Raw genomic sequence first — 11919 nt, forward strand, 5'->3', positions numbered from 1 at the left:
ACCAGGCGCCTACGGTGTGACGCCCGGCACCCACACGCCCCAGTCCGTGAGCTGCGTGCCTCCACCGCTGGGTGTGATGCGGTCAATCAGCGGCTGGAAGCGGGCTTCGTGGGCCAGCCCGGAGAGTGCCTCCTCCCAGGGGTCGGCGGCGTAGACCTGGACGCGGACGTTGTTCGCCTGGGGCTGCGCGGTCTCGAACTGGAGCGCCGGAACGCGGTGCGAGCCCACCGTCACCGTCTCGCGCTTCGCCGGTGCGATGCCTTCAGGGGGCGGTGGCCACTGGCGTGCGTCCAGGGATTCCCAGATGCGCGCTAGCACTGCCTCCTCCAGGGGCACGGCTTCCGCCTGGGCGAAGTCCGGGCACGCCGAGCCTGTCGTGGGCGGTGTCACCTGCTGACGCAGGATGAAGCCTCGCTCCGCGGCCTGGCAGGTGCGTTGCGTGGACGTGGTGCCTTCCGTCTCCATCCGCACGTCGAACCAGGTGCCTGGGCCCCAAGGACGGGCGAGCGTCGGAGGCAGGCCGGTGCCACCCTCCTGTCCCTGGCGCGCCTCCACCAGGGTGAGCTGTGAGCCGCCGCCCATGCCGAATCCCGACAGCGTGATGCTCGCGTCGAGCAGGCCATTGGTGAGGTACAGCGGACCCGGCGTCGCCGCGTAGAGGCGGTTCTCCAGGGGGCCGTCGAACGCCCGCTTGTCATTGAGGTAACGCTTCGCCTCCCACTGGCGGCCCGCGGCGGTGAGCTGCTCGGTGCTCTGCTTGCCCTCGCGGGGGGCCTCCAGCACACGCGACTCATCCGCTCGCATGGGCACCACCAGCGGCCGCGCCAGCATCGGCTGTCGCGACGGCGCGCCGCCATCCTCGGTGAAGTAGAGCGTCACCCAGACCCAGGGCAGCTCCACGGCGACGACCTCCAGCGTCACCACGCCGGCCACCGCGGCCTCGGGTACGGTGCCGGGCTGCTGCCGACCCATGGCCTTGCGGTTGGCGGAGAAGGAGTACGCCACGCGGTCGCCCACGCGAGCCCGCAGCCAGGGCGAATTGCCGCGCCGCGTTGGCGTCTCCGTCTCGGTCGCCGTCTCCGTCACGGGCTCCTGGGTGGAAACTTCCGACGGCGCGGTGGTTCCGTTGGAGGGCATGGTGTGGGGCTCCACGCTCTTGCAGCTCGTGCCAAGGGCCAGAGCCGCGCACAGCATCGCGGAGCGGGGCAGGGAGGAGGCGACAGGCTTTCGCATTCGGGCAACCTCGGCGGTGAGGGGCATTGCGTCACCCCTGTCCGACCTTGATACACCGGGGTGCTGGCCCGCCCTCAACTTTCTGGAGTTCCGCGTCCCATGACCACGAACCTGCGCATTCGTCGTGTCGTCCTTTACAAGCATGGCGTTGGCTACTTCGAGCGCCGGGGAAAGGTGAGTGGCAACGACACGCTCCACCTGGACTTCAAGGCGCGTGACATGAACGACGTGCTGAAGTCGCTGACGGTGCTCGACTTGTCGGGTGGCTCGGTGTCGGCGGTGAGCTACGACTCCACGAAGCCACTGGAGCAGCTCCTGGCGGAGGCGACCATCCGCATTCCGGAGGACGGCAGCCTCACGGCGCTGCTGGGGCAGATCAAGGGCGCGCGCGTTCGGGTGCGCGTGGGCGGCGCGCAGGTGGAGGGCTCCATCATTGGCCTGGACTCGCTGGCGGTGGCGGCTGGCGAGACGAGCCTGATGCGCCCGTTCCTGTCGCTGCTGGTGGGCGCCTCGCTGCGGACCTTCGACATCCTGGACGTGTCGGAGCTGGAGTTCCTGGACGAGGCGGTGCGCAAGGATTTGGAGTTCTACCTGGCCACGGTGTTGTCCTCGTACAAGAAGGACTCCAAGCGGATGGCCATCCTCACCTCGGGCCAGGGCGAGCGCGAGATGTTCGTCAGCTACGTGGTGGAGTCACCGGTGTGGAAGACGAGCTACCGCATCCTCCTGGATGAAGGTGAGCCGCCGCTGCTCCAGGGCTGGGCGCTGGTGGACAACACCGGGGACGAGGACTGGGTGGACGTGAAGCTGTCGCTCATCGCCGGGCTGCCGGTGTCCTTCGTGCATGACCTGTACAACCCCCGCTACATGAAGCGGCCGGTGGTGGAGGTGATGACGGAGGCCGCCGCCGCGCCGGTGATTCCGGAGGAGAGCTTCGGCAGCGCCGCGGACATGATGATGGAGCAGGAGATTGCCGAGCCGATGATGTCCGCCATGCCCGCCGCGGCCCCCATGGCCGCGCCGCGCCGTTCCCGGGCGGAGAAGGCCATGTCGGTGGGCGGCCCTGGCCGTGGAGGCCCGAGCCGGCGCGAGGCCATGGAGACGAGCGCCGCGGTGACGACCCTCACGAAGGAGGTGGGGGACCTCTTCGAGTACGGCGTGGACCGTCCCGTGACGGTGCACCGCAACCAGAGCGCGCTGGTGCCCATCCTGCACAAGCCCTTCGAGGGCAAGCGGGTGCTCCTCTACAACCGGGCCACGCGTGAGAAGAACCCCATGGCGTGCATCGAGCTGAAGAACACCACGGGGCTCACGCTGGAAGGCGGCCCGGTGACGGTGTCGGAGGACGAGCGCTACGTGGGCGAGGCGATGCTCGACACGATGAAGCCGAATGACCGGCGCTTCGTGCCCTACGCGGTGGAGCTGGGCTGCGTGGTGTCGATTGAGGACCGCACGGAGGACGGGCCGGTGTTCCGCGTGGCGGTGAACTCCGGGATGCTGGTGGCGGAGTACTTCCACGTGCGGCGCACGACGTACCTGTCGCGCAACAAGGGGCAGCGGGCGCAGGTGCTGTTCGTGGAGCACCCGCGCGCGGGCTGGGAGCTGGCCAAGGATGCTCCGGAGCCCGCGGAGACGACGGACGGCTTCTGGCGCTTCAAGCGGGAGCTGGCCGCGGGGGCGCAGGACTCGCTCACCGTCACCGAGCGCACACGGGGGCAGCGCCAGTACCTCATCTCCAGCATGGGGCTGGACCAGGTCTCCTACTTCGTGTCGCAGCGCTTCGTTGACGAGAAGATGGCGGGTGCGTTGAAGGAGGTCGTCGCGCAGCGCGAGCAGGTGGATGCGCTGGCAAAGGACGAGCAGCGTCTGCAGGAGGAGCGCAATCAGCTCTTCCGGGACCAGGAGCGCATCCGCTCCAACATCGAGTCGCTGAAGAGCGGGGCGTCGCAGCGTGAGCTGGCGGACCGCTTCGTGTCCAAGCTCAACGAGCAGGAGGACCGCCTGGAGGCCATTGCCAGCGAGTTGGAGAAGCTGGCGAAGCAGCGGCAGGAGGCGCAGAAAGCGCTCAACCGCCGCATCCAGGCGCTCAGCTACACGGCGGACCTGTAACCCGCGGTGGGCTGCCCGGACCGCACCGGGCAGCCTTTGCTACCCGGAGACGATGCGCCAGCGCAGCGTCCCGTCCTTGTCCGGCGCGATGATTTCCACGCGCGGATTCTTGGCGCTGGAGCATTCCAGGTACGCCTTGAAGCCCCCCGCCATCTCATGGAGGGCCACCGGCGTCTGGTAGGTGAACTGGCGCAGCAGCAGCATGCCCGTGCCGTTCTCCTCCTGGTGCAGCAGCTCCCCCTGGTCGCAGTAGGAGCGCCACATGCGCCGCGCCATCCCCAGCACCATGTTGGGCGTGGTGAAGCGCAGCACCATCTTGAAGATGGAGTGGATGTCTCGCAGGGTGACTTCGTAGCCCACCGTGTGGGCCCCCTCCGGCTTCCCGTCGAAGTGCCGGTCCACCACGTGCTGGATGATGCCGAAGTATGTCTCCACCGGCACCCAGCCCACCGCCAGCGTCGTGCGCGGGTCCGCGTGGGGTTGCAGCTCGGGAAGCAGCGACTCCACGGCCGTACGCGCGGTGTCCTCGCCGAAGCGCTCGTGCACGTAGGCCAGCAGGTTCTGGACGGTGAAGCCCTTGTAGTTCACTCCGGACAATGAGGCTGTCACGCTTGCGATACCCCCCGCTCGAACCTGTGAGCCGGCCTTGGCTCACAGGAGGGTTGCGGCAAAGCCGTATGCTAGAGCACTCCACGACACGGCGGAAATAGCGGTGCACGCCAATTCCCCGCGACAGCCACGTTGCGCCCTGGATTCCCCGCCTGTCCTGAGCGCTCAGCGCTGGAAGGCGCGGTAGACCTCCACGCCGGCCACCACCGTCAGCCGCACCTCGGCGCCGGGCAGCGCGGTGATGGGCCCGTCCACCGGGTCCACCGACAGAGCCACGAAGTCCGCGTCCATGCCGGGCTGGAGCCGGCCGCGCCGGGCTTCGGCGAAGGACGCGTGCGCCGCGCCCACGGTGAAGCCCTCCAGCGCCTCCTGCCCGCTCAGCCGCTGCTCCCCGTACCAGCCGCCTTCCGGCAGGCCCCGGACGTCCTGACGCGTGCGCGCCGCGTACAGGCCCGCCAGCACGTTGGGCCGCTCCACGGGGAAGTCGCTGCCCAACGCCAGCACCGCGCCGGACGCCTTCAGCCGCTGCCACGCGTAGGCCCCGCGGATGCGCTCCGCTCCCACACGGGCCTCCGCCCACGGCATGTCGCTGGTGGCGTGCGTGGGCTGCACGCTTGCGATGAAGCCGCTGCGGCCCAGCCGTTCGATATCCTCGGGGCGCATGATTTGTGCGTGCTCCACGCGGTGCCGGCCGGACTGGAGCGTGCCGGTGGCCTCGGCCGCGCGCGCGAGCACGTCCAGCACCACCGTGTTGGCCCGGTCTCCAATCGCATGCGTGCACACCTGGAAGCCTCGCGCCATGAAGGCGCGCACGCGCGCTTCGTACTCCTCGGGGGACAGCAGCAGCAGGCCGCGGTGGCCGGGTTCGTCGCTGTAGTCCTGGTGCAGCGCCGCGCCCCGGCTGCCCAGCGCGCCATCCAGGGTGAGCTTCACCGCGCGCATCGTGAGCATGCGCCCCTCATAGGGGCCGTCCTTCAGGTACGTCTCACGGTCGCCCGTCTGTCCATCCGCCATGGCGTAGACGCGCAGCGGCAGCTTGCCTTCCTTGTCCCAGCGCTGGAGCAGGCGGAAGGTGCGCAAGTCCATGCCCGCGTCGTGGACACCGGTGAGGCCCACCTGAGCGCCGCGCTGGAGCGCCGCGGTCAACTGCGCCGCGTGCTGCGCGTCCGTGGCGGGCGGCAGCACGGCCTCCACCAGCTCCATGGCGTTGTCCACCAGGATGCCGGTGGGCTCTCCGCCCTCACCCCGGAGGATGCGCCCGCCCGCCGGGTCCTTCGTGTCACGGGTGATGCCCGCGCGGCGCAGCGCCTCGCCGTTGACCCACAGCGCGTGGCCGTCCACGCGGCTCAGCGCCACCGGACGCAGGGGAAAGCGCTTGTCCAGGTCGGCGCGCGACGGGAAGGTCTTCTCCGGCCAGTCGTTCTGGTCCCAGCCGCGGCCCAGCAGCCACTCGCCCTGGAACGCGGAGGAGGGCGCCAATGCGAGCCGCTCCAGGGCCTCCGCCTTGGAGTCCACGCCCTGCAGGTCCACCGTCACCAGGCCGCGGCCCAGGCCGGCCAGGTGCCCGTGCGCGTCGGTGAGCCCCGGCACCACCGTGGCGCTGCCCAGGTCCACCACGCGCGCGTCCTTGCCGGCGGCGGCGAGCACCTCATCCTTGGTGCCGGTGGCCAGCACCTTGCCGTCCTTCACCGCGAACGCCTGCACCTGGGGCTTCGCCGGGTCCAGCGTCCGGATGCGCTGGGCCACGTACACCGTCGTGGTGGCGGTGGGCTCCGGCACGGGGGCCGGGTTGTCATCCACGGGCGGCACGCGCCGGGTGCAGCCCGAAAGGCTTGTCAGAAGGAGTACCGCCCCGAGGAGTCCACCACCGAGTCGTCGTAGCGTCATGTCTGGCACCTGTCTGGAAGCCCGCGCCAATTCCTGGCGCGTCCGGCGCGACACTCTGGCGCACCTGGAAGGGGAGGCCAAGCATTGGCGTCCCCCAACAGGCGCGTTGACGTCGTTACAGGACTACAGGTTGGTGGGGCACGGCTGCGTGCGCGGCGAGCAGCCCGTGGATGCGACCTGGTAGGTCAGCTCGTACTTGCCACCGTGGCCTTCGAGAATCGCGGTGAAGGTGCCCGTCTGGCCACGCAGCGTGGTCCAGCCAATCTGCTCCTGCACATCGAAGATGTGCATGCTCTTGTCCCAGAGCGCCACCAGCTTGCCGCCCGCGCCCACCGTTTGCGTCGTGAACTGCAGCGGCGGCGGATAGGAATTCAGGGGGCTCCACTCCACCCGCTTGTTCGGCGTCATGTAATCGTCGTTCCAGATGACCTCGGACTGATTGTCACCGGTGACTTCCGCCTCCAGCCAGGCCTCGTCGTTGCCGTCGATGTCCGACGTGGTGATGCACTTCAGGGACAGCAGGTTCGCCCGCCAGAACAGCGTGTAGTAGGGCCAGTCGGGGTCGGGCTCACCGCCACCACCGCCGCCCTCACAGGAAGGGTCATTGCACTGCGCCGGCGGCGCCAGGCTGGCCTCCCGCAGTTGCTTCTCCATGGCGATGATGTCCACCGGCTTCGCGTCCGCTGCCTGCGCGTCCACGGTCTCCACCGCGTCCGTCTCCACGGGCGGCTGCGCTGGCTCCATGCTCTCCGTCCCACAGGCCGTGAGCGCAAGCACCGCGCCCATCGTCAGTCCAAGCGTCTGTCGCTTCGTCTTGCTCATCCGCATCTGCGCTTCCTTCAGGTGTCTGGCCCCAACAACCTGGATACGCAGTGCTCGATGAAGTCTGGCAATTCGCGGGCGCGGAAAAAGTCAGGACTCCTCACGGATGGTTGGGATGGAGCCGGTGGCGGATCGACGTGCGCTGGTTCGTGTAGCGCGGGTTCTGGAACAGCTTGATGAGCGCCATGCCCGCCACGAAGCCACCGATGTGTGCCCAGAAGGCGACGCCGCCGGAGGCGTCCGTGCTCACCGTGTTGAGCTGGGGCAGGCCGCTGAAGAGCTGCACGCCGAACCACCACAGCAACACCGCCCACGCGGGCACGGGGAAGACGCGGATGAAGATGACGATGATGAACAGCATGTTCACCCGCACCCGTGGATAGAGCAGCAGGTATGCGCCCATGACGCCGGAGATGGCGCCGGACGCGCCCACCGTGGGCACTGGCGAGCCTGGGTCCACCAGCAGGTGCGCCGCCGCCGCGGCCAGTCCGCACAGCAGGTAGAACACCACGAAGCGCAGGCGGCCCATGCTGTCCTCGACGTTGTTGCCGAAGACCCAGAAGAAGAGGCAGTTGCCCAGCAGGTGTCCCCAGCCGCCGTGCAGGAACATGGAGGTGATGGGGGTGAGGAGGTTGATGGGCTCGTTGTCCACCACGCACGCCAGCCCATCTCCCAGGGGGACGAGGAGGCCCAGCGCCGCCTTGCCCGTCAGCTCGCCGGGCACCATGCCCAGGTTGCAGACGCTGGCCGCCAGCCGGTAGGCGTCCAGGCCGGCGCCCTGGATGAAGACCCAGACGAAGCCGATGGTGCCGAGCAGCAGGTACGTTACGACGGGAGTGCGGAGGGTAGGGTTGTCGTCGCTGATGGGAATCATGTGGGGGCCCCATCATGTGCGTCCCCCTGGCCGGGCGGGGCGGCGGAGGGGGCCTGGATGTGCGGCGCTGGACGCATGGGGACCCATACGGACGGAGCGGGTGGGATGCTTGCCCAGGGAAACCATTCCCGGGGGGACTTGGCTGCGGGAAGAAGGTTGAGGGATGTTGAGCCGCCTCACACTCCCGTGGAGTCCTGAGAAATGAACCTGTCGATGCTGTCGCGCGGCGCCGCCGCGCTCCTCGTGGTCGCCGCGCTGTCCTTCACCACCACTGGTTGCGCCGGCCGCCGCCGCGAAGCCTTCCTGCTGGAGAAGGCGCGCAACCACGTCTACCGCAAGCCCGTGGCGGAGGTGTATCCGCAGGCGCTCGCCCTGCTGAAGGAGAAGGGCTACTCCTTCAAGACGGGCCAGGGCGGCTTCGAGGCCACCACCGAGTGGCTGATGCAGGGCGCCCCGTCGTCGCTGGGCACCACCCAGGTGCGCTACCTGGTGCGCGGCATCGAGAAGGGCCCGGGCCAGTCCTCGGTGGAGTTCACCCGGCAGCTCGTCACGCAGTCCGCGGGCGCCGCCAACACCTCCGGCCGCGCGCCTGACGTCTCCGAGCCCGCCGTACGCGCCGACGGCGGCAACATCACCCGGGACGAGGCGCTGGAGTGGGAGCTGGTCCAGCGCGTGGACGCCGAGTCCGCGTCGGCCCTGCGCGCCGAGTCCGAGAAGATTCAGTAGCCTCAGTCCCGGAGGGGCAATTCGACGGTGAACCCGTCGAAGGCCACCTCCACCGGCCCCTGGTACTCCTCGCGCGCCTGCGTGAGCAGTTTCGAGGGGTCGGTGTCGTGCCGGCTGGAGAGGTGGGTGAGCACCAGCCGCCGTGCTCCCGCCTCTCGCGCCACCCGCGCCGCTTCCCGCGCGGTGGAGTGCCGGGTCTCCACGGCCCGCTCCTGTTCGTCGTCGGAGAAGGTGGACTCGTGGACCAGCAGGTCCGCGTCCTTCGCGGCCTTCACCAGCGACGGGCACGGGCGCGTGTCCCCGGAGATGACCAGCCGGCGCCCGGGGCGTGGCGCGCCGAGCACGTCCTCCGGCTTCACCGTCCGCCCGTCCTCCAGCGTCACCGGCTCGCCCCGCTGGAGCTTTCCGAAGCTGGGGCCCTCCGGCACGCCCAGTGAGCGCGCCACGTCCAGGTTGAAGCGCCCGGGCCGGTCGTCCTCCACCAGCGCGTAGCCCAGGGCGTTGATGCGGTGGTCCACGCCCACCGCGTGGACCGCGTAGCCCTTGCGTGGCACCACGTCACCGTCCTTCAGTTCGTGAATCTCCACTGGGAAGGACATGGACTCCACGCCCAGGTGGACGGCCTGGTGGAGCAGGCGCTTCGCGGAGGGCGGGCCGTACAGGTGGATGGGCTCGGAGCGCCCCGTCATGCCCAGCGTGCGCAGGAAGCCGATGATGCCCAGGTAGTGGTCCGCGTGGAAATGCGTGAAGAACACCGCGTCCACGGTGAAGCCGGTGCCGTAGCGCACCATCTGCCGCTGGCTGCCCTCACCGCAGTCGAAGAGCAGCAGGTCCGAGTGCGCCTTCACCGCGAGTCCGGACAGGTTCCGGTGCAGTGTGGGCTGCGCGGCGGATGTACCGAGGAACGTGAGCCTGAGGAGGGACATGCCGGCACTTCCCACGCGTTGAGGACCTCCCGCGCCAGGCAAACGCCGACGCGAGGGGGCCATTTACCAGGGTTGGAGGCACCCATGCTATGTGGCCGCCCCCGACCTCGGACTTCACCATGCCTGAATCCCTGACCTTCGCGCCGACTTCGGACCCTCGCCGCGTGCGCGCGCCGGATGGCCGCGTGCTCACCGTGCCGGACGGCTGGGCCCTGCTTCCCCCCGGTGACGCCGGACTCACCCGCCGCGTGAAGGCGGCGGGACCCTCCTGGACCGTGGCGGAGAAGGTGGGCCGCAAGCTCTTCTCCCGGGGCGTGTGGGCGCCGGAAGCGCACATCCTCCACGCCCGCGCCGCCCTCGAGGCCGAGCGCGCCACCCCCGCCTACGAGAAGAAGCTGGCAGCCGGACGCGAGCGCCGCGCCCGCGAGCAGGAGGCCTACGAGGTCGACTTCGCCAACGCCGTGCTGCGCTTCCTCGCCTTCTCCCCGGCGTGGCTGCCGCACGCCAAGCGCATGGCGGTGCTCGTCGCCACCCATGCCACCCCCGTGGGCAGCGGCACCGTGGCCCGCACGGAGCGCATCCCCCTGGAGCGCCGCGCCGAGGCCGCCGTCATCGCGTGGATGCGACATCAAACCACGAGCTACGACGACATGCGCATCGCCCGGGTGAAGGGCGCCCGGCGGGAGGTGCGCCGGGAACTGGCGGACATTTCCCGCGCCGTGCTGGACCTGCACCGCCGCGATGTCCCCCACGGGCCCTCCGCGTGCCCGCTGTGCACCGCGCTGACGCGGACCTGAGCGGCGGAACGCACCCACAGTCGCAGTCCTTGGATTACTGACCCGGTGTTCAGAAACCTTGCGTGGTTAATGACCAGCGGGTTAGGAATCCGGCCAGCATGGCCCGTCCCGCCGACCCTCACGCTCGGAGTGCGCTGGTGTCCGCGGCCCGGCGGGAGTTCGCTCGCCGGGGGCTGAAGGGGGCGCGCATCGAGGACATCACCGCCGCGTGCGGGCTGTCCAAGGGCGCCTTCTACCTGCACTTTCCGTCCAAGGAGGCACTGTTCGGGGAGGTGGTGGGCGCGTTCGAGTCCGGGCTGATGGAGATGAACGGGCGTCGCATGGCGCGTATGGAGGGCTTCTTCCAGACGCACGGCATCCCGGGAGCGCAGGACCGCATCGAGCGCAGCGAGCGTTATCTGCGGTTCCTCCAACTGGAGAAAGAGCACGACCTGGAGGCCCTGGATTGGGTGTGGGAGTTCCGGGACGTGTCCCTGGTCCTCACCAGCGGCAGCCAGGGCACGGAGTTCGAATCCCTGCTGTGGCGTGTGACGGATGCCCAGGTGGAGCGCATCTCCCACGACTTCCGGCGGCTGCAGGAGGCTGGCGCCATGGATCCGGAGTTGGACGCGCGAATCTTCGCCTCCATCATCGTCGGGTCCTTCCTGCTGCTCTCCACGCAGATGGCGCGGCTGGATGAGAAGCCGGACCTGAACGCGTGGGCGAACACGCTCCAGCGGCTGTGCCAGGAGGGCACCCGTCCGGCGTCGCCCGCCCCGTCCAAGCGTGTTGCGCGCCGGCCCCGAGCCGCCGCCGAGAAACCCCGAAAGACCCCGAGGAAACGCTCGTGAAACCCAACCTGAAGCCGTCCGCTGTCCGCGTGTTCGCCGCGGCGGGCATGGCCACCGCCGTGCTGTCGCTGACCGCATGCCAGAAGGCGGATGCCTCGTCGTCGCCGCCCGCCAAGGGCCCAGCGCAGGAGGTGGTGCCCACGGTGAAGGTCGTCTCCGCGCGGACGGTGCGGGCCGCGCCGAGCGAGTCGGTGACGGGGACGCTGTTTCCCGCGCAGGGATTGATGGTGGGCTTCGAGGTGGGAGGCCGCCTGTCGGTCGTCCGGGTGAAGAAGGGGCAGGGGGTGAAGAAGGGCGACGTGCTGGCGCAGCTGGACCCGGAGATCGCCGACGCGCAGGTGGCCCAGGCCGAGGCCGCGGTGGCCGCCGCGGAGGCAGCCTCCACCATGGCCGCCGACGTGGCCGCCCGCAACGAGAAGCTCCAGCAGCAGGGTGGGGTGAGCGAGGTGGCCCACCGCACCGCTAGCGCCAATGCCGCGCAGGCGCAGGCGCAGTGGATGGCCGCCAAGGCGCAGCTGGCCCAGGCGCGCGCGTCCCGCCGCCGGCACGAGCTGCGGGCGCCCTTCGACGGCACCATCATCGACGCACCGGAGCAGACGGGCGCGACGGTGGCGCCGGGCACTCCGCTGTTCAACCTGGAGCGCCTGGACACGCTGCTCTTGAAGACGACGGTGTCGGAGGCCCTGCGCTCGCAGCTGGAGCCCGGCGCCAAGGTGCGCGTGGAGTCGGTGGGCGCGCGCGTGTCCTCGGACGAGGCGGTGGTGCGCACCATCCTTCCCTCCGCGGACCCCGCCACGCGCCGCATTCCGGTGGAGCTGGCCGTCCCCAACGCGGATGGCCGCTTCGTGGCGCACACGCTGGCGCGGGCGGTCCTCTCACTGGGGCAGGTGCAGGACGCCCAGGTGCTGCCAGGCAGCGCGTTATCGGCCCTCAACGGGGACCATGTCTGGGTGGTGGCGTCCGGTCAGGTGCGCCGCGTGGACGTGCGGGTGTTGGAGCGGCGCGAGCAGGGCGAGGTGGTGGTGCTGGCGTCCTCGCCGCTCGATTCCGTCGTTGACCACCCCACTCCGGGCCTGTCGCAGGGCGCCCGCGTCTCCGTGAAGTAG

The 11919-nt window shown here is 69.9% G+C and carries 11 protein-coding genes; 5 read left to right on the forward strand and 6 right to left on the reverse strand.

Features of this window, described 5'->3' with window-relative positions:
• Positions 1-9: 9 nt before the first annotated feature.
• On the reverse strand, positions 10-1260 hold the full coding sequence (locus F8M74_RS22555; RefSeq protein WP_163884536.1) for a DUF6068 family protein: 1251 nt from the start codon (positions 1258-1260) through the stop codon (positions 10-12).
• A 72-nt stretch (positions 1261-1332) separates the two neighbouring features.
• Between F8M74_RS22555 and F8M74_RS22560 the strand changes: the two genes are divergently transcribed.
• Complete coding sequence (locus F8M74_RS22560; RefSeq protein WP_163884538.1) at positions 1333-3342, forward strand: hypothetical protein; 2010 nt, start codon at positions 1333-1335, stop codon at positions 3340-3342.
• A gap of 39 nt (positions 3343-3381) precedes the next feature.
• Here the strand turns inward: F8M74_RS22560 and F8M74_RS22565 are convergent, their stop codons facing one another.
• From F8M74_RS22565 to F8M74_RS22580, 4 genes are all read right to left on the reverse strand, one after another.
• Positions 3382-3951, reverse strand: a complete 570-nt coding sequence (locus F8M74_RS22565; protein ID WP_141254720.1) for a hypothetical protein — start codon at positions 3949-3951, stop codon at positions 3382-3384.
• A gap of 165 nt (positions 3952-4116) precedes the next feature.
• The gene (locus F8M74_RS22570) at positions 4117-5838 is read right to left on the reverse strand and encodes an amidohydrolase (protein WP_228560217.1); all 1722 of its coding nucleotides are present in this window, start codon (positions 5836-5838) and stop codon (positions 4117-4119) included.
• 123 nt (positions 5839-5961) lie between these two features.
• Positions 5962-6660, reverse strand: coding sequence for a hypothetical protein (locus F8M74_RS22575; protein WP_228560215.1), 699 nt, complete (start codon positions 6658-6660; stop codon positions 5962-5964).
• 100 nt (positions 6661-6760) lie between these two features.
• On the reverse strand, positions 6761-7534 hold the full coding sequence (locus tag F8M74_RS22580) for a rhomboid family intramembrane serine protease (RefSeq protein ID WP_141254717.1): 774 nt from the start codon (positions 7532-7534) through the stop codon (positions 6761-6763).
• Positions 7535-7735: 201 nt separating this feature from the next.
• Between F8M74_RS22580 and F8M74_RS22585 the strand changes: the two genes are divergently transcribed.
• Complete coding sequence (locus F8M74_RS22585; RefSeq protein ID WP_141254716.1) at positions 7736-8260, forward strand: hypothetical protein; 525 nt, start codon at positions 7736-7738, stop codon at positions 8258-8260.
• 2 nt (positions 8261-8262) lie between these two features.
• On the opposite strand, the gene rnz is transcribed toward F8M74_RS22585, so the two are convergent.
• Positions 8263-9186: a ribonuclease Z gene (gene rnz / locus F8M74_RS22590; RefSeq protein ID WP_141254715.1), complete on the reverse strand. Its 924-nt coding sequence runs from the start codon at positions 9184-9186 to the stop codon at positions 8263-8265.
• 119 nt (positions 9187-9305) lie between these two features.
• Between rnz and F8M74_RS22595 the strand changes: the two genes are divergently transcribed.
• From F8M74_RS22595 to F8M74_RS22605, 3 genes are all read left to right on the forward strand, one after another.
• Complete coding sequence (locus F8M74_RS22595; protein ID WP_140860415.1) at positions 9306-9983, forward strand: DUF2293 domain-containing protein; 678 nt, start codon at positions 9306-9308, stop codon at positions 9981-9983.
• Between the two features lie 98 nt (positions 9984-10081).
• Positions 10082-10813, forward strand: coding sequence for a TetR/AcrR family transcriptional regulator (locus F8M74_RS22600; RefSeq protein WP_171440367.1), 732 nt, complete (start codon positions 10082-10084; stop codon positions 10811-10813).
• Positions 10810-11919: an efflux RND transporter periplasmic adaptor subunit gene (locus tag F8M74_RS22605; RefSeq protein WP_141254713.1), complete on the forward strand. Its 1110-nt coding sequence runs from the start codon at positions 10810-10812 to the stop codon at positions 11917-11919. The genes F8M74_RS22600 and F8M74_RS22605 overlap by 4 nt, the downstream gene beginning before the upstream one ends.

The organism is Myxococcus sp. CA023 (genome assembly GCF_010998615.1).
Taxonomy (GTDB): domain Bacteria; phylum Myxococcota; class Myxococcia; order Myxococcales; family Myxococcaceae; genus Myxococcus.